16 protein-coding genes are annotated in these 17,415 nt (G+C 69.3%); 14 read left to right on the top strand and 2 right to left on the bottom strand.

Annotation, left to right across the window (positions count from 1 at the left end):
• Nucleotides 1–7 precede the first annotated feature (7 nt).
• From pdxT to J7I98_RS25185, 10 genes are all read left to right on the top strand, one after another.
• Nucleotides 8–598 (top strand): pyridoxal 5'-phosphate synthase glutaminase subunit PdxT, encoded by a 591-nt coding sequence (gene pdxT / locus J7I98_RS25230; RefSeq protein WP_214926020.1) that lies wholly within the window; start codon nt 8–10, stop codon nt 596–598.
• A gap of 63 nt (nt 599–661) precedes the next feature.
• Entirely contained in the window at nt 662–1,417 is a 756-nt protein-coding gene (locus J7I98_RS25225; protein WP_214926016.1) for a YebC/PmpR family DNA-binding transcriptional regulator, read from the top strand.
• A 154-nt stretch (nt 1,418–1,571) separates the two neighbouring features.
• A complete protein-coding gene (gene ruvC, locus J7I98_RS25220; protein ID WP_214926013.1) occupies nt 1,572–2,117 on the top strand; it encodes a crossover junction endodeoxyribonuclease RuvC in 546 nt (181 codons plus the stop codon).
• Nucleotides 2,114–2,743 carry a Holliday junction branch migration protein RuvA gene (gene ruvA / locus J7I98_RS25215; RefSeq protein WP_214926011.1) on the top strand — a complete coding sequence of 210 codons (630 nt, stop codon included), beginning with the start codon at nt 2,114–2,116 and terminating at the stop codon, nt 2,741–2,743. The genes ruvC and ruvA overlap by 4 nt, the downstream gene beginning before the upstream one ends.
• 23 nt (nt 2,744–2,766) lie before the next feature.
• Nucleotides 2,767–3,834, top strand: a complete 1,068-nt coding sequence (gene ruvB / locus J7I98_RS25210; protein WP_214926009.1) for a Holliday junction branch migration DNA helicase RuvB — start codon at nt 2,767–2,769, stop codon at nt 3,832–3,834.
• Nucleotides 3,835–3,999: 165 nt separating this feature from the next.
• Nucleotides 4,000–4,488: a preprotein translocase subunit YajC gene (gene yajC / locus J7I98_RS25205; protein WP_214926007.1), complete on the top strand. Its 489-nt coding sequence runs from the start codon at nt 4,000–4,002 to the stop codon at nt 4,486–4,488.
• 152 nt (nt 4,489–4,640) lie between these two features.
• Nucleotides 4,641–6,386: a protein translocase subunit SecD gene (secD, locus tag J7I98_RS25200; protein WP_214926004.1), complete on the top strand. Its 1,746-nt coding sequence runs from the start codon at nt 4,641–4,643 to the stop codon at nt 6,384–6,386.
• Nucleotide 6,387: 1 nt separating this feature from the next.
• Entirely contained in the window at nt 6,388–7,503 is a 1,116-nt protein-coding gene (gene secF, locus J7I98_RS25195) for a protein translocase subunit SecF (RefSeq protein WP_214926001.1), read from the top strand.
• Nucleotides 7,500–8,045 carry an adenine phosphoribosyltransferase gene (locus J7I98_RS25190; RefSeq protein ID WP_214925998.1) on the top strand — a complete coding sequence of 182 codons (546 nt, stop codon included), beginning with the start codon at nt 7,500–7,502 and terminating at the stop codon, nt 8,043–8,045. The genes secF and J7I98_RS25190 overlap by 4 nt, the downstream gene beginning before the upstream one ends.
• Nucleotides 8,046–8,206: 161 nt before the next feature.
• Nucleotides 8,207–10,807 carry a bifunctional (p)ppGpp synthetase/guanosine-3',5'-bis(diphosphate) 3'-pyrophosphohydrolase gene (locus J7I98_RS25185; protein WP_214925995.1) on the top strand — a complete coding sequence of 867 codons (2,601 nt, stop codon included), beginning with the start codon at nt 8,207–8,209 and terminating at the stop codon, nt 10,805–10,807.
• Nucleotides 10,808–10,873: 66 nt separating this feature from the next.
• Here the strand turns inward: J7I98_RS25185 and J7I98_RS25180 are convergent, their stop codons facing one another.
• Together J7I98_RS25180 and J7I98_RS25175 are read right to left on the bottom strand one after the other, a co-directional pair.
• Nucleotides 10,874–12,103: a DUF349 domain-containing protein gene (locus tag J7I98_RS25180; protein ID WP_214925993.1), complete on the bottom strand. Its 1,230-nt coding sequence runs from the start codon at nt 12,101–12,103 to the stop codon at nt 10,874–10,876.
• A 142-nt stretch (nt 12,104–12,245) separates the two neighbouring features.
• The gene (locus tag J7I98_RS25175) at nt 12,246–13,055 is read right to left on the bottom strand and encodes a peptidylprolyl isomerase (RefSeq protein WP_214925984.1); all 810 of its coding nucleotides are present in this window, start codon (nt 13,053–13,055) and stop codon (nt 12,246–12,248) included.
• Between the two features lie 161 nt (nt 13,056–13,216).
• Here J7I98_RS25175 and J7I98_RS25170 point away from each other — a divergent pair, with 161 nt between their 5' ends.
• The 4 genes from J7I98_RS25170 (at nt 13,217) to J7I98_RS25155 (ending at nt 17,412) form a co-directional block, all read left to right on the top strand.
• A complete protein-coding gene (locus J7I98_RS25170; protein ID WP_214925982.1) occupies nt 13,217–13,906 on the top strand; it encodes an MBL fold metallo-hydrolase in 690 nt (229 codons plus the stop codon).
• Between the two features lie 11 nt (nt 13,907–13,917).
• On the top strand, nt 13,918–15,180 hold the full coding sequence (gene hisS / locus J7I98_RS25165) for a histidine--tRNA ligase (protein WP_214925980.1): 1,263 nt from the start codon (nt 13,918–13,920) through the stop codon (nt 15,178–15,180).
• Between the two features lie 180 nt (nt 15,181–15,360).
• Nucleotides 15,361–16,002, top strand: coding sequence for a vitamin K epoxide reductase family protein (locus J7I98_RS25160; RefSeq protein ID WP_214925977.1), 642 nt, complete (start codon nt 15,361–15,363; stop codon nt 16,000–16,002).
• 39 nt (nt 16,003–16,041) lie between these two features.
• Nucleotides 16,042–17,412 carry a replication-associated recombination protein A gene (locus tag J7I98_RS25155; RefSeq protein WP_214925974.1) on the top strand — a complete coding sequence of 457 codons (1,371 nt, stop codon included), beginning with the start codon at nt 16,042–16,044 and terminating at the stop codon, nt 17,410–17,412.
• Nucleotides 17,413–17,415: the final 3 nt, after the last annotated feature.

The raw sequence follows: 17,415 nt of genomic DNA, 5'->3' as shown, positions 1-17,415 counted from the left end.
ACCTGTGATGAGCAACCCTGTGATCGGAGTCCTGGCTCTCCAGGGCGACGTACGGGAGCACCTGATCGCCCTGGCCGTGGCCGACGCCACGGCCAGGCCGGTCCGGCGCCCCGAGGAGCTCGCGGAGATCGACGGCCTGGTCATCCCCGGCGGCGAGTCCACCACGATGTCCAAGCTGGCCGTGCTCTTCGGCATGCTGGAGCCGCTGCGCGAGCGCATCAAGGACGGCATGCCCGTCTACGGCACCTGCGCCGGATTGATCATGCTCGCCGACAAGATCCTCGACCCGCGCTCGGGCCAGGAGACGCTCGGCGGCATCGACATGATCGTGCGCCGCAACGCCTTCGGCCGTCAGAACGAGTCGTTCGAGGCAACCGTCGACGTCGCGGGCATCGAGGGCGACCCCGTCGAGGGCGTCTTCATCCGCGCCCCGTGGGTGGAGTCGGTCGGCGCCCAGGTCGAGGTGCTCGCCGAGCACGAGGGCCACATTGTCGCCGTACGGCAGGGAAACGCCCTTGCCACGTCCTTTCACCCGGAACTGACGGGTGACCACCGGGTGCATCAGCTCTTTACGGACATGGTGCGCGCCGGGCGCTGACCGTATCCCGGTAGGATCTCTGGCGAACGCAGCAGAAGTTGGTTACGCGAAGGAGACAGGCGGATGTCCGGCCACTCTAAATGGGCTACGACGAAGCACAAGAAGGCCGTGATCGATGCCAAGCGCGGCAAGCTCTTCGCGAAGCTGATCAAGAACATCGAGGTCGCCGCGCGTACCGGCGGCATCGATCCCGAGGGCAACCCGACGCTCGTCGACGCCATCCAGAAGGCGAAGAAGAGCTCCGTCCCCAACAAGAACATCGACTCCGCGGTCAAGCGCGGTGGCGGTCTTGAGGCGGGCGGCGTCGACTACCAGACGATCATGTACGAAGGCTACGGCCCGAACGGTGTCGCGGTGCTCATCGAGTGCCTCACCGACAACCGCAACCGTGCCGCCTCCGACGTACGTGTCGCCATGACCCGCAACGGCGGTTCGATGGCCGACCCGGGTTCCGTCTCGTACCTCTTCAACCGCAAGGGCGTTGTCATCGTCCCCAAGGGCGAGCTGTCCGAGGACGATGTCCTGGACGCCGTCCTGGAGGCGGGCGCCGAGGAGGTCAACGACCTCGGTGAGTCCTTCGAGGTCCTGAGCGAGGCCACCGACCTGGTCGCGGTCCGCACCGCGCTCCAGGACGCCGGCATCGACTACGACTCGGCCGACGCCAACTTCGTCCCGACCATGCAGGTCGAGCTCGACGAGGAAGGCGCGCGGAAGATCTTCAAGCTCATCGACGCGCTGGAGGACAGCGACGACGTGCAGAACGTCTTCGCCAACTTCGACGTCTCGGACGAGGTCATGGAGAAGGTCGACGCGGCCTGAGGTTTGATCAGCACGTCGACAGTGCCTCAACAAGCATGGACGGGCCGACGGGACACGCTCCCGGCGGCCCGTCCGTGCGTTGTCAGAGCCAGCCGCTACTGTGCTGATCAGGCATGGACGCAGGAACAGTTGGTCGAGTGGGGGGAGGGGCGCGATGCGTGTACTCGGCGTGGACCCGGGGCTGACCCGGTGCGGTGTCGGTGTGGTGGAAGGCGTCGCGGGCCGTCCCCTGAAGATGGTCGGCGTCGGAGTCGTCCGTACGGCGGCGGACGCCGAGCTCGGTGAGCGGCTGGTCGCCATCGAGCGGGGCATCGAGCAGTGGCTCGACGAGTACGAGCCCGAATTCGTCGCCGTGGAGCGGGTGTTCAGCCAGCACAACGTCCGTACGGTCATGGGCACCGCACAGGCCAGCGCCGTCGCGATGCTCTGCGCGGCCCGCCGGGGACTGCCCGTCGCCCTGCACACACCGAGCGAGGTGAAGGCGGCCGTCACCGGCAGCGGCCGGGCCGACAAGGACCAGGTCGGCGCCATGGTGACCCGGCTGCTACGACTGGACGCCCCGCCCAAACCTGCCGACGCCGCCGACGCGCTCGCGCTCGCCATCTGCCACATCTGGCGCGCTCCTGCGCTCAACCGCCTCCAGCAGGCGCACGCCGCGGCCCGCGCCCCCCGCATCCCCGTACGGAAGGTCACGCGATGATCGCGTTCGTCAGCGGCCCGGTCGCCGCACTCGCCCCGACCACCGCCGTCATCGAGGTCGGCGGCATCGGCATGTCCGTGCAGTGCACGCCGAACACGCTGTCCACGCTGCGCATCGGCCAGGACGCGAAGCTCGCGACCTCCCTGGTCGTACGGGAAGACTCGCTCACCCTGTACGGCTTCGCGGACGACGACGAGCGGCAGGTCTTCGAGCTCCTCCAGACCGCCAGCGGCGTCGGCCCCCGGCTCGCCCAGGCCATGCTCGCCGTGCACTCCCCGGACGCGCTGCGCGTCGCCGTGTCCACCGGTGACGAGAAGGCGCTCACCGCGGTCCCCGGCATCGGGAAGAAGGGCGCCCAGAAGCTTCTCCTCGAACTCAAGGACCGCCTCGGCGCACCGCTCGGCACCGGCGGACACCTCGGCGCCCAGCGCGTCGCCTCGGGGCCCGCACCCTGGGGCGAGCAGCTGCAGGCCGCGCTCATCGGCCTCGGGTACGCGTCCCGCGAGGCGGAGGAAGCGGTCGCCGCTGTCACGCCGCAGGCCGAGGCCGCCCTCGCCGGGGGCAAACAGCCGCCCGTACCGCAACTGCTGCGTGCCGCGCTCCAGACCCTCAACCGCGCCCGCTGACCCGCGAGAACTGAGATCCGTACATGAACTGGGACGAGACCGGATCCGACATCGACCAGCGCCTGGTCGACTCCGGCGCCGACGGCGAGGACCAGGCCGTCGAGGCCGCGCTGCGCCCGAAGGACCTCGACGAGTTCGTCGGCCAGGAGAAGGTCCGCGAGCAGCTCGACCTGGTCCTGCGCGCGGCCCGCGCACGCGGCGCCACCGCCGATCACGTGCTGCTCTCCGGCGGCCCCGGACTCGGCAAGACCACCCTCTCCATGATCATCGCGGCCGAGATGAACGCCCCGATCCGCATCACCTCGGGCCCCGCCATCCAGCACGCCGGCGACCTCGCCGCGATCCTCTCCTCCCTCCAGGAGGGCGAGGTCCTCTTCCTCGACGAGATCCACCGGATGTCCCGCCCGGCGGAAGAGATGCTCTACATGGCGATGGAGGACTTCCGCGTCGACGTCATCGTCGGCAAGGGCCCCGGCGCCACCGCCATCCCGCTCGAACTGCCGCCGTTCACCCTCGTCGGCGCGACCACCAGGGCCGGCCTGCTGCCGCCCCCGCTGCGCGACCGTTTCGGCTTCACGGGGCACATGGAGTTCTACGAACCGGCCGAGCTGGAGCGGGTCATCCACCGCTCCGCCCGTCTCCTCGACGTCGAGATCGATGTGGAGGGCGCCGCCGAGATCGCCGGACGCTCCCGGGGCACGCCCCGCATCGCGAACCGCCTGCTGCGCCGCGTCCGGGACTACGCCCAGGTCAAGGCCGACGGCGTCATAAACCGCGACATCGCCGCCGCGGCCCTCAAGGTGTACGAGGTCGACGCCCGGGGCCTGGACCGCCTCGACCGCGCCGTCCTTGGTGCCCTGCTCAAGCTGTTCAGCGGCGGACCGGTGGGGCTGTCGACGCTCGCGGTGGCCGTGGGGGAGGAGCGGGAAACCGTCGAAGAGGTGGCCGAGCCCTTCCTCGTACGGGAGGGCTTGCTGGCCCGTACGCCGCGCGGGCGCGTGGCCACGCCCGCGGCATGGGCGCATCTCGGGCTCGTGCCGCCCCAGCAGGGGCCCGGCGGAAGCGGACAACAGGGCCTCTTCGGGGCCTGACGGCGCGGGAGGCTCGCCCGGCAAGGAACCACGGTGCGATGCTGGGCGTTGTTCCATTGATGCGGACTCGCTTAGACTCCGCCGATGCCGCCCTTCCAGGTCGGCGTGCCCACCCCCGTAGATCAGGCCGCCTCCCAGCGCGGTCGTGCGAAGGAATTTCGTCCCGTGGATATCGTGACCCTCCTCCCCTTCATCGTGCTCATCGGGGCCATGTTCCTGATGACCCGGTCCGCCAAGAAGAAGCAGCAGGCGGCTGCGCAGATGCGCAACGAGATGCAGCCCGGCACCGGCATCAGGACGATCGGGGGCATGTACGCGACCGTCAAGGAAGTTCACGACGACACGATCCTGCTCGAGGTCGCGCCCGGCGTGCACGCCGTCTATGCGAAGAACTCCGTCGGCGCCGTCCTCGACGACGAGGAGTACAACCGCATCGTCCACGGCGAGGACGACCTCAAGACCGACGCTCCCCTCGTTCCGGACGACGCCTCCTCGCTGACCGAAGCCGCAGATGCGGACTCGGACGACGACGCGCGCATTGACCTCGGCAAGAAGCCCGAGGCGGACGAGGCCGATGAGGCGGACGACGTTGTCGCCGCGGCCGGCGACGAGCCGAAGGACAAGAAGGCCGACGGCAAGGGCGACGCCAAGTAGTCACGCACGGGGACCGCGGCGACGCCTACCGGCGTACCGCGGTCCCCGGACCGTGCCGACTTCTGCTTCTGCGGGGCTGGGCCCCACATACTTCGTGGCCGCCCCCGGCGCTCACCCGGCGCGGGGGCGGTTGGACAGGGAGAAACGAGAAGGTGGCAGCACCGAAGAAGGGCCGCAGGCCCGCGGGCGCTCCGGGGAGGCCAGGGCGTGCCCTGGCTCTGATCCTGATCGCCATGGTCGCCCTCACCGGCGGGATGTTCGCGACCGGTGAGCTCACACCGCGTCTGGGCATCGACCTCGCCGGTGGTACGAGCATCACGCTCAAGGCGAAGAGCGAGCCCGGCATGCCCAACGCGGTCAACAAGACCAACATGGACACCGCGGTCGGGATCATCGACCGCCGCGTCAACGGTCTGGGTGTCTCCGAGGCCGAGGTTCAGACCCAGGGCGAAGAGCACATCATCGTCAACATCCCCAAGGGAACGAACGAGAAGCAGGCCCGGGAGCAGGTCGGTACCACCGCTCAGCTCTACTTCCGGCCGGTGCTGACGCTCGCCGCGGGCGCCCCGACGCCGGACCCCAAGGCCACTCCCTCCCCGAGTGCCTCGACGAGCGGCAAGGACGGCGACAAGGACAAGTCCACGCCGACCGCCACCCCGTCGACCAGCCCCACCACTCAGGGCCGCGCCGTCACGGACGCGCTCAAGGCCCCGACGCCGACTCCGACGGGCAGCCCCTCGAAGAGCCCGGACGCGAGCACCAAGCCTTCGGCCACACCTTCGGCCGACCCCGAGGTCACCAAGCTTCAGGAGAAGTTCCTGGCCCTCGACTGCACCAAGGAGGCCCAGCGCGTCAAGGCCGGTGAGGGCGTCAGGCCCGAGGACCCGTCGGTCGCCTGCGGCAAGGACTCCCAGGGCCAGTGGGAGAAGTACATCTTGGGCCCGGCCGAGGTCAACGGCAAGGACGTCGACACCGCCAGCGCCCAGCTGGACACCCAGCGTGGCCTCTGGAAGGTCAACATGGAGTTCACCGACGGTGGCTCCAAGAAGTTCCAGAAGATCACCAGCAAGCTTTCTCAGCAGCAGCAGCCGCAGAACCAGTTCGCCATCGTCCTCGACGGCGAGGTCGTCTCGGCCCCCACGGTCAACCAGACCCTGAGCGCCAGCGCCGAGATCACCGGCAGCTTCACCCAGGAGTCCGCCCAGGACCTGGCCAACATCCTGAAGTACGGCGCACTGCCGCTCTCCTTCGACGAGGCCAGCGTCACCACCGTCAGCTCGGCGCTCGGCGGCGAGCAGCTCCAGGCGGGTCTGATCGCCGGTGCGATCGGTCTCGCGCTGGTCGTCATCTACCTGGTCGCCTACTACCGCGGCCTGGCGTTCGTCGCGATCGTCAGCCTCATCGTCTCGGCGATCCTGACGTACACGATCATGACGCTGCTCGGCCCGGGCATCGGCTTCGCGCTGAACCTGCCTGCGGTGTGCGGTGCCATCGTCGCGATCGGTATCACCGCGGACTCGTTCATCGTGTACTTCGAACGCATCCGTGACGAGATCCGCGAGGGCCGTACGCTCCGGCCGGCCGTCGAGCGTGCCTGGCCGCGTGCCCGGCGCACCATCCTGGTCTCCGACTTCGTGTCCTTCCTCGCCGCCGCGGTGCTGTTCCTCGTGACCGTCGGCAAGGTCCAGGGCTTCGCGTTCACGCTCGGCCTGACCACCCTGCTCGACGTGGTCGTGGTGTTCCTCTTCACCAAGCCGCTGATGACCCTGCTGGCCCGCACGGAGTTCTTCGGCCGGGGCCACCCGTGGTCCGGCCTGGACCCGAAGCGACTCGGCGTCCAGCCCCCGCTGCGCCGCACGCGTCGCGTCTCCGCCCCCATCGACACGAAGGAGGCCTGAGATGTCTCGACTCGGCAGCATCGGCGCCCGCCTCTACCGCGGTGAGGTCGGTTACGACTTCGTCGGCAAGCGGATGATCTGGTACGGAATCTCGATCCTGATCACCATCACGGCCATCGTCGGCCTGGCGGTACGGGGTCTGGTCATGGGCATCGAGTTCGAGGGCGGTGCCGTCTTCACCACGCCCAAGACCGATGTATCGGTCGCGCACGTCCAGGAGGAGGCCGAGAAGGCCTCCGGGCACGAGGCGATCGTCCAGGAGCTCGGCAACGGCGGCATGCGCATCCAGATCAGTGGTCTGGACACCGCGAGCTCCAGTCCGGTCGAGGACAAGCTCGCCGAGGAACTGGGCGTCACGGCAGAGTCCATCAACGCCGAACTGGTCGGCCCCAGCTGGGGTGAGCAGATCGCCAACAAGGCCTGGACGGGTCTCGCGATCTTCATGGTCCTGGTGGTCATCTATCTCGCCATCGCCTTCGAGTGGCGGATGGCCGTGGCCGCCCTCATCGCCCTGATCCACGACCTCACCATCACCGTCGGTGTGTACGCACTGGTCGGCTTCGAGGTCACCCCGGGCACCGTGATCGGTCTGCTGACTATCCTCGGTTACTCCCTCTACGACACCGTCGTCGTCTTCGACGGTCTCAAGGAGGGCTCGAAGGACATCACCAAGCAGACCCGCTGGACGTACAGCGAGATCGCCAACCGCAGCCTCAACGGCACGCTGGTGCGTTCCATCAACACCACCGTGGTCGCGCTGCTCCCGGTGGCGGGCCTGCTGTTCATCGGTGGCGGTGTGCTGGGCGCGGGCATGCTCAACGACATCTCCCTGTCGCTGTTCGTCGGCCTCGCCGCCGGTGCGTACTCCTCGATCTTCATCGCCACTCCGCTGGTCGCCGACCTGAAGGAGCGCGAGCCGCAGATGAAGGCCCTGAAGAAGCGGGTGCTCGCCAAGCGGGCGGCCGCTGCGGCCAAGGGCGAGTCGGCGGAGGAATCCGACGGCTCGGACGCGCCGCAGGACGGGTTCGAGGACGACGCCGAGACCGCCGGTGCGGTCGTCGGCCGGCCCCGTGGCCGCAGTGGTGGCCGCGGCAAGCCTTCGGGGAAGCGGCGATGACGGGCACGAGCACGCAGGAGCTCCTGCTCAGCCGCATCCGGGACGTCCCGGACTATCCGAAGCCGGGCGTGATGTTCAAGGACATCACCCCCCTGCTCGCGGACCCCGTGGCGTTCTCCGCACTCACCGACGCCCTCGCCGAGCTGTGCGTACGGTACGGCGCCACGCGCGTCGCCGGCCTGGAAGCGCGCGGCTTCATCCTGGCCGCGCCGGTCGCGGTCCGTGCCGGCCTCGGCTTTATCCCCGTACGCAAGGCGGGGAAGCTGCCGGGTGCGACGCTGAAGCAGGCGTACGAGCTGGAGTACGGCACCGCCGAGATCGAGATCCACGCCGAGGACCTGAACGCGGACGACCGCGTCATGGTCATCGACGACGTCCTCGCCACCGGCGGCACCGCCGAAGCCTCGCTGGAGCTCATCCGGCGGGCAGGTGCGCAGGTCGCAGGGGTCGCGGTGCTCATGGAGCTCGGTTTCCTCGACGGGCGTGCCCGTCTGGAACCGGCTCTCGAGGGCGCTCCGCTGGAGGCCCTGATCACGGTCTGACCAGGATCGACATACGGGAAAAGGCGGGTCCGGGAGGAATTCCCGGACCCGCCTCTCGCGTTCCCCCAAGTAACAGGCCCGGGGGGAACCGGGGCCCGGGGATCGATACCATGGGCTTTCCGGGCCTGACCGGGGGACCCGGACCCGCACGAGGAGCGCTCTTGCCAGACGAGGCCCAGCCACTCTCCCCCAGCGCCCGTCCGGGGGGACCCGCAGCCGCGCAGCCCGACCCCAAGCAGGCCGACAAGGCCGCGGCAGGGTCGACTGTGCCCGCGAAGAGCCCCGCTCCGGCGAAGAGCAACCCGCCCGCGAAGAGCGCACCCGCCGCGGCACCCGCGAAGAGCGCCCCTCCCGCGAAGAACGACGAACCGGCCGGCAAGCCCAAAGCCGCCCCCGAGAGGGCCAACGGCGCCACGCCCGTCTCCGCGCCCAAGCCCGTCCAGGGCTCCACCCCGCGCACCGGCGGCGGCTCCTCCAACCGGGTACGGGCCAGGCTCGCCCGTCTGGGCGTACAGCGCTCCAGCCCGTACAACCCGGTCCTCGAACCGCTCCTGCGGGCCGTGCGCGGCAACGACCCCAAGATCGAGACGGCGACGCTGCGCCAGATCGAGCGCGCCTACCAGGTCGCCGAGCGCTGGCACCGCGGTCAGAAGCGCAAGAGTGGCGACCCGTACATCACGCACCCGCTCGCCGTGACGACGATCCTCGCCGAGCTGGGCATGGACCCGGCGACGCTGATGGCCGGCCTGCTGCACGACACGGTCGAGGACACCGAGTACGGCCTGGACACCCTGCGCCGCGACTTCGGCGACCAGGTCGCGCTCCTCGTCGACGGCGTCACCAAGCTCGACAAGGTCAAGTTCGGCGAGGCCGCACAGGCCGAGACCGTACGCAAGATGGTCGTCGCCATGGCCAAGGACCCGCGCGTCCTGGTCATCAAGCTCGCCGACCGCCTGCACAACATGCGCACCATGCGCTACCTCAAGCGGGAGAAGCAGGAGAAGAAGGCCCGCGAGACGCTTGAGATCTACGCGCCCCTGGCCCACCGCCTGGGCATGAACACCATCAAGTGGGAGCTGGAGGACCTCGCCTTCGCGATCCTCTACCCCAAGATGTACGACGAGATCGTGCGGCTTGTGGCCGAGCGCGCCCCCAAGCGCGACGAATACCTCGCCATAGTGACCGACGAGGTCCAGTCCGACCTGCGCGCCGCCCGCATCAAGGCCACCGTCACCGGCCGGCCGAAGCACTACTACAGCGTCTACCAGAAGATGATCGTGCGAGGCCGCGACTTCGCCGAGATCTACGACCTGGTGGGCATTCGGGTACTTGTCGACACCGTCCGCGACTGTTACGCGGCCCTCGGCACCGTCCACGCGCGATGGAATCCGGTCCCCGGCCGGTTCAAGGACTACATCGCGATGCCCAAGTTCAACATGTACCAGTCGCTGCACACGACGGTCATCGGCCCCAGCGGCAAGCCCGTCGAGCTCCAGATCCGTACGTTCGACATGCACCGCCGCGCCGAGTACGGCATCGCCGCCCACTGGAAGTACAAGCAGGAGGCCGTAGCAGGTGCCTCCAAGGTCCGTACCGATGTACCCAAGAACACCGGGCGCGGCCAGGACACCGTCAACGACATGGCGTGGCTGCGCCAGCTCCTCGACTGGCAGAAGGAGACCGAGGACCCCAGCGAGTTCCTGGAGTCCCTGCGCTTCGACCTGTCCCGCAACGAGGTCTTCGTCTTCACGCCCAAGGGCGACGTCATAGCGCTCCCGGCCGGTGCCACACCCGTCGACTTCGCGTACGCCGTCCACACGGAGGTCGGCCACCGGACCATAGGGGCGCGGGTCAACGGGCGGCTCGTACCCCTCGAATCGACCCTCGACAACGGCGACTTGGTGGAGGTCTTCACCTCCAAGGCGGCCGGCGCCGGACCGTCCCGCGACTGGCTCGGCTTCGTCAAGTCGCCCCGCGCCCGCAACAAGATCCGCGCCTGGTTCTCCAAGGAGCGCCGCGACGAGGCGATCGAGCAGGGCAAGGACTCCATCGCGCGCGCCATGCGCAAGCAGAACCTGCCGATCCAGCGCATCCTCACCGGCGACTCGCTCGTCACCCTCGCGCACGAGATGCGCTACCCCGACATCTCGTCCCTGTACGCGGCGATCGGCGAAGGCCATGTGGCCGCGCAGGGCGTCGTACAGAAGCTGGTGCAGGCCGTCGGCGGCGAGGAGGCCGCCAGCGAGGACATCGCCGAGAGCACACCGCCCACGCACGGCCGCGGCAAGCGCCGCGCGAACGCCGACCCGGGCGTCGTCGTCAAGGGCGTCGACGACGTGTGGGTCAAGCTGGCCAGGTGCTGTACGCCCGTCCCCGGCGACCCCATCATCGGGTTCGTCACCCGCGGCAGCGGCGTCTCGGTTCACCGCGCGGACTGTGTGAACGTCGAGTCGCTGTCGAAGGAGCCCGAGCGCATCCTCGACGTCGAGTGGGCCCCGACCCAGTCCTCGGTCTTCCTGGTCGCCATCCAGGTCGAGGCCCTCGACCGGTCCCGGCTGCTCTCGGACGTCACCCGCGTGCTGTCCGACCAGCACGTCAACATCCTGTCCGCGGCCGTCCAGACGTCCCGCGACCGGGTGGCCACCTCGCGCTTCACCTTCGAGATGGGCGACCCCAAGCACCTGGGACACGTCTTGAAGGCCGTACGGGGCGTGGAGGGCGTGTACGACGTCTACCGGGTGACCTCGGCCCGCAGGCCGTAGCAGCACGAGCGGTACGAACGAAGGCCCCGGTACGGAGATCCGTACCGGGGCCTTCGCGTCGGCACATCAGCCGCCGAACTCCTCCAGGCCCTTCAGCGCCTGGTCGAGCAGCGCCTGCCGGCCTTCGAGCTCGCGGGCGAGCTTGTCGGCCTTGGCGTTGTTGCCCGCGGCGCGCGCCGCGTCGATCTGCGTACGCAGCTTGTCGACGGCGTCCTGGAGCTGGCCCGTCAGACCCGCGGCGCGGGCACGCGCCTCAGGGTTCGTACGGCGCCACTCGTTCTCCTCGGTCTCCTGGAGCGCCCGCTCCACCGCGTGCATCCGGCCCTCGACCTTCGGGCGGGCGTCGCGCGGCACGTGGCCGATGGCCTCCCAGCGCTCGTTGAGGGAACGGAACGCGGCCCTGGCCGCCTTCAGGTCCTTCACCGGCACCAGCTTCTCGGCCTCGGTGGCGAGCTCCTCCTTGAGCTTGAGGTTCTCGGACTGCTCCGCGTCCCGCTCGGCGAAGACCTCGCTGCGGGCGGCGAAGAAGACGTCCTGGGCGCCGCGGAAACGGTTCCACAGATCGTCCTCGGCGTCGCGCTGGGCGCGGCCGGCGGCCTTCCACTCGGTCATCAGGTCGCGGTAGCGCGCGGCGGTCGTACCCCAGTCGGTGGAGCCCGAAAGGCTTTCGGCCTCCGCCACCAGCTTCTCCTTGGCCTTGCGGGCCTCCTCGCGCTGGGCGTCCAGCGATGCGAAGTGCGCCTTGCGCCGCTTGGAGAACGCCGAGCGGGCGTGCGAGAAGCGGTGCCACAGCTCGTCGTCGGACTTCCGGTCGAGCCTGGGCAGGCCCTTCCAGATGTCCACGAGCGCCCGCAGCCGCTCACCGGCGGCCCGCCACTGCTCGCTCTGCGCCAGCTCCTCCGCCTCGGCGACCAGCTTCTCCTTGGCGTGCTTCGCCTCGTCGGTCTGCTTCGCCTTCTCGGCCTTGCGCTCCTCGCGGCGCGACTCGACCGTCGCGACCAGCGCGTCGAGGCGCTTGCTCAGCGCGTCGAGGTCACCGACAGCATGGTGCTCGTCGACCTGCTTGCGCAGGTGGTCGATCGCGGTCTGGGCGTCCTTGGCCGACAGGTCGGTGGTCTTCACCCGCCGCTCGAGGAGGCCGATCTCGACAACCAGGCCCTCGTACTTGCGCTCGAAGTAGGCCAGAGCCTCCTCGGGAGAGCCTGCCTGCCAGGATCCGACGACCTTCTCGCCATCGGCCGTACGCACGTACACGGTGCCGGTCTCGTCGACACGGCCCCACGGGTCGCTGCTCACAGCGCCTCCTCCACATGATGCCTGCGAAGGGCCTGAGACCCCCGGGCATCGTCCACAGTTTCTTCGCGGAGCCACAGGCGCCCCGCACACCGCCAACATAGGCGAACGGCAGGGCGGCTGTCCGCATCCCGCCCTGCCGGATTTACTTGGTGACCGTCGCCTTGTCGATGACGACCGTGGCATTCGGCGCCCCGTCGCCCTGCCCGGTCGCCTCACCGGCATCAGCGATCTTCTTCAGCACGTCCTGACCGCCCTTGATGGTTCCGAACGGTGTGTAGTTGGGAGGCAACTTGCTGTCCTGATAGACGAGGAAGAACTGGCTGCCGCCGGTACCCGGGCCCGCGTTCGCCATCGCGACCGTGCCCGCCGGGTAGACCCCGCCCTTGAGCTTCGGGTCCTTGAGGTTCTCGTCCGGCAGCTTGTAGCCGGGGGTGCCGGAACCCTGGGCGGTCGGGTCGCCGCACTGCAGGACGTAGATGCCGGCCGTCGTCAGGCGGTGGCACTTGGTGTGGTCGAAGTACCCCTTCCTGGCGAGGAAGTTGAAGGAGTTCACCGTGCGCGGAGCCTTCGTCGCGTCCAGGGCGAGCGTGATGTCGCCGCAGGTCGTCTGCAACTTCATCGCGTACGACGCCGACTTGTCGATGGTGAGCGCCGGCTCCTTCTTGAACGACATCTTCTTGACCGAACCGGCGGCGGGCTTCTCGCACGGGTCGGGCGCCTTCGACGGCGAGCTGCTGGGCGTCGAGTCGGCGACGCTCTGCTTGCCGTCGTCGCTGCCGCCCAGAGCGCCGGTGGCGAACGCCGCCGCTCCCGCCGCGAGCACCACGGCCAGCGCCGAGGCGATCACGGCGTTGCGGCGGCGCGACTTGAGCCGGGCCGCGGCGCGGCGCTGCTGCTGCCGTTCGAACTTTTCCCGGGCGAGCTGGCGCCGCCGCTGATCGTTGCTGACCACCGGTGTTCTCCTCGTACGTCTCGTCTGTCACTGGTGTCCGGCCGAGCCGAGCTTGCCCGTACCGTATATGGGTTCGCTGTGGGCTGAGCGGCGCCGGTAGGCTCTGACCTGTTGCAAATCACCACAGCAGCCTCCCGCCGGACGACATATTGAGGACGATCGTGCTTATTGCCGGGTTCCCCGCCGGGGCCTGGGGGACCAACTGTTATCTGGTCGCCCCCGCCGCGGGTGAGGAGTGCGTGATCATCGACCCGGGCCACCAGGCCGCCGCGGGAGTCGAGGAAACGCTCGCCAAGCATCGGCTCAAGCCTGTCGCCGTCGTGCTCACGCACGGCCACCTCGACCACGTCGCCTCGGTCGTCCCGGTGTGCGGAGCGCACGACATACCGGCGTGGATCCACCCCGCCGACCGGTACATGATGAGCGACCCGGAGAAGGCCCTCGGCCGTTCGATCGGCATGCCGCTGATGGGCGAGCTGACCGTGGGTGAGCCGGACGACGTCAAGGAGCTGGCGGACGGCGCGGAGCTGAAGCTGGCCGGTCTCGACTTCACCGTCTCGCATGCGCCCGGCCATACAAAGGGGTCGGTGACCTTCAGGCTGCCCGAACAGGCCGACATTCCGTCGGTCTTCTTCTCGGGCGACCTGCTGTTCGCCGGCTCCGTCGGACGCACCGACCTGCCCGGCGGCGACCACGCCGAGATGCTCGAGTCGCTGGCCCGCGTGTGCCTGCCGCTCGACGACTCGACCGTGGTGCTGTCCGGCCACGGCTCCCAGACGACCATCGGCCGCGAGCGCGCCACCAACCCGTATCTGAACGGTCTGGCCGCCGCTCCCCGACGAGGAATGTGACAAGACTTCCTGTGAGTACCTTCAAGGCCCCCAAGGGCACGTACGACCTGATCCCGCCGGTGTCCGCGACGTTCCTGGCGGTACGCGAGGCCATCGCCGCACCGCTGAAGAACTCCGGCTACGGCTACATCGAGACGCCCGGCTTCGAGAATGTCGAGCTCTTCGCGCGCGGAGTCGGTGAGTCCACCGACATCGTGACCAAGGAGATGTACACCCTCACGACCAAGGGCGGCGACCAGCTCGCCCTGCGCCCCGAGGGCACCGCGTCTGTGCTCCGCGCGGCGCTGGAAGCCAACCTGCACAAGGCCGGCAACCTGCCCGTCAAGCTCTGGTACTCCGGCTCGTACTACCGCTACGAGCGCCCGCAGAAGGGCCGCTACAGGCACTTCTCGCAGGTCGGCGCCGAAGCCATCGGCACCGAGGACCCGGCGCTCGACGCCGAGCTGATCATCCTCGCCGACCAGGCGTACCGCTCGCTCGGCCTCTCCCAGTTCCGCATCCTGCTGAACTCGCTGGGCGACAAGGAGTGCCGTCCCGTCTACCGGGCCGCGCTGCAGGACTTCCTCGGCGGGCTCGACCTCGACGAGGACACCCGCCGCCGGAGCGAGATCAACCCGCTGCGCGTACTCGACGACAAGCGTCCCGAGGTCCAGAAGCAGCTCGTGGGCGCTCCCATGCTGCGCGACTACCTGTGCGACGCGTGCAAGACGTACCACGAGCAGGTACGTGAGCTGCTGAACGCGGCGGGCGTCTCCTACGAGGACGACGAGAAGCTCGTGCGCGGCCTCGACTACTACACGCGGACCACCTTCGAGTTCGTCCACGACGGTCTGGGCTCGCAGTCCGCGGTGGGCGGCGGCGGCCGCTACGACGGCCTGTCCGAGATGATCGGCGGCCCCTCGCTGCCGTCGGTCGGCTGGGCGCTCGGCGTGGACCGCACGGTCCTGGCGCTGGAGGCGGAGGGCATCGAGCTCGAACTGCCCGCCACGACCAGTGTCTTCGCGGTGCCGCTCGGCGAGGAGGCCCGCCGGCTCCTGTTCGGTACGGTCACCGAGCTGCGCAAGGCCGGTGTCGCCGCCGACTTCGCGTACGGCGGGAAGGGCGTCAAGGCGGCCATGAAGGCGGCCAACCGCAGCGGCGCCCGGTTTACGATCGTCGCGGGTGAACGGGACCTGGCGGACGGCGTGGTCCAGCTCAAGGACATGGAGTCCGGCGAGCAGGAGGCCGTCGCCCTGGACAAGGTGACGGACGAGATCCGGCGCCGCCTCGGCTGACCCGGCTTGACCTGCGTGCAAGGGCCCGGCCGTCCACTGGACTGCCGGGCCCTTGCCGTCCGGTCACCCGTCAACCTGCGCGGACATGCGTACTTCCTTATGTCCATCGAACGGTGGACACGGGTGCTGGTGCGGCAGAATGGCCCTGCCCGGCAGGCCACTGAGCGATGGAACGGCGATATGACGACTGCAGCGGTAGACGACGTCTCCTCCGACCGTGCGGGAGAGGATCCGAAGGGCACGACAGGCAGCGGCCGTGGGTTCGCCCTGCTGCTGGTGATCACCGGTCTGGCGGGACTGCTGGCCTCCTGGATCATCACGATCGACAAGATCAAGCTGCTCGAGGACCCGACGTTCGAACCGGGCTGCAGCCTCAACCCCATTGTCGCGTGCGGCAACATCATGAAGAGCGAGCAGGCCGAGGCCTTCGGGTTCCCCAACCCGATGCTCGGCCTTGTCACGTACGCGATGGTCGTCTGCATCGGCGTGGCCCTGCTGGCCGGGGCAGGCTTCCGCCGCTGGTTCTGGCTCGGCCTGAACGCGGGCACGCTCTTCGGTGTCGGCTTCTGCACCTGGCTCCAGTACCAGTCGCTGTACAACATCGGCTCGCTGTGCCTGTGGTGCTGCCTGGCCTGGGTCGCCACCATCGTGATGTTCTGCTACGTCACCACGCACAACATCAAGCACCGCATCATCCGGGCCCCCGAGGGCCTGCGCAGCGCACTGGTGGAATTCCACTGGGTGCCGCCGGTGCTGTGGATCGGGATCATCGGCATGCTGATCCTGACCCGCTGGTGGGACTTCTGGACCGGCCAGAGCTGAGCCGTCGGCGTTGTCAGTGGGCTGACATAGGCTTCGTGCGTGGAGCCAGACCTGTTCACCGCAGCCGCAGAAGACCGCCAGCTGAAGGATCCGTCCAGCAGCCCCCTGGCCGTCCGGATGCGCCCGCGCACCCTCGACGAAGTCGTCGGCCAGCAGCACCTGCTGAAGCCGGGAGCGCCGCTGCGCCGACTGGTCGGTGAGGGCAGCGGCGGCCCCGCGGGCCCCTCGTCGGTGCTGCTCTGGGGCCCGCCCGGCATCGGCAAGACGACTCTGGCGTACGTCGTCAGCCAGGCCACCCAGAAGCGCTTCGTGGAGCTTTCCGCGATCACCGCCGGCGTGAAGGAAGTGCGGGCCGTCATCGACGGCGCCCGCCGCGCATCGGGCGGCTTCGGCAAGGAGACCGTCCTCTTCCTCGACGAGATCCACCGCTTCAGCAAGGCCCAGCAGGACTCCCTGCTGCCCGCCGTCGAGAACCGCTGGGTCACGCTCATCGCCGCGACGACCGAAAACCCGTACTTCTCGATCATCTCCCCACTGCTCTCCCGCTCCCTGCTGCTCACGCTGGAATCGCTGACCGACGACGATCTGCGCTCCCTGGTGCACCGGGCGCTCACCGAGGAGCGCGGTCTCGGCGGCGCGGTCACGCTGGCCGACGACGCCGAGGCGCATCTGCTGCGGATCTCGGGCGGCGACGCCCGGCGTGCGCTCACCGCCCTGGAGGCGGCCGCGGGGGCGGCCATGGCCAAGGGCGACAAGGAGGTCACGCTCGAAACGGTCGAGGAGACGGTCGACCGCGCGGCGGTGAAGTACGACCGCGACGGCGACCAGCACTACGACGTGGCGAGCGCCCTCATCAAGTCCATCCGAGGCTCCGACGTGGACGCCGCGCTGCACTACCTGGCCCGCATGATCGAGGCGGGCGAGGACCCCAGATTCATCGCCCGGAGGCTGATGATCTCGGCCAGCGAGGACATCGGCCTGGCCGACCCCACCGCGCTGCCGACGGCTGTGGCAGCGGCCCAGGCCGTGGCCATGATCGGCTTCCCGGAGGCCGCGCTCACCCTCAGCCATGCCACCATCGCGCTGGCCCTCGCGCCCAAGTCCAACGCCGCGACGAATGCGATCTTCGCCGCCCAGGAGGACGTACGGAAGGGACTGGCGGGCCCCGTCCCGCCGCATATTCGCGATGGGCACTACAAGGGCGCGGCCAAGCTCGGCCATGCGCAGGGCTATGTGTATCCGCACGACGTGCCGGGCGCGATCGCCGCTCAGCAGTACGCCCCGGACGCTGTGCACGGCAAGACCTACTACGAGCCCACGCGCTACGGAGCGGAAGCCCGCTACGCCGACGTCGTGGAGAAGGTGCGCGGCAGGCTGCGCGGGGACGGCCCGTCGGACGCACGCCCCTGACAC

The organism is Streptomyces sp. ISL-98, assembly GCF_018614055.1.
In the GTDB taxonomy this organism is placed as follows: domain Bacteria; phylum Actinomycetota; class Actinomycetes; order Streptomycetales; family Streptomycetaceae; genus Streptomyces; species Streptomyces spiramyceticus.
This window is presented reverse-complemented; position numbering and strand designations above follow the sequence as displayed.

Bases quoted from the DNA above. Each gene is read 5' to 3' on its own strand.
- ruvA (WP_214926011.1), top strand. From the start codon at position 2,114: ATGATCGCGTTCGTCAGCGGCCCGGTCGCCGCACTCGCCCCGACCACC.
- J7I98_RS25190 (WP_214925998.1), top strand. From the start codon at position 7,500: ATGACGGGCACGAGCACGCAGGAGCTCCTGCTCAGCCGCATCCGGGAC.
- ruvC (WP_214926013.1), top strand. From the start codon at position 1,572: ATGCGTGTACTCGGCGTGGACCCGGGGCTGACCCGGTGCGGTGTCGGT.
- ruvB (WP_214926009.1), top strand. From the start codon at position 2,767: ATGAACTGGGACGAGACCGGATCCGACATCGACCAGCGCCTGGTCGAC.
- J7I98_RS25160 (WP_214925977.1), top strand. From the start codon at position 15,361: ATGACGACTGCAGCGGTAGACGACGTCTCCTCCGACCGTGCGGGAGAG.
- secF (WP_214926001.1), top strand. From the start codon at position 6,388: ATGTCTCGACTCGGCAGCATCGGCGCCCGCCTCTACCGCGGTGAGGTC.
- pdxT (WP_214926020.1), top strand. From the start codon at position 8: ATGAGCAACCCTGTGATCGGAGTCCTGGCTCTCCAGGGCGACGTACGG.
- J7I98_RS25225 (WP_214926016.1), top strand. From the start codon at position 662: ATGTCCGGCCACTCTAAATGGGCTACGACGAAGCACAAGAAGGCCGTG.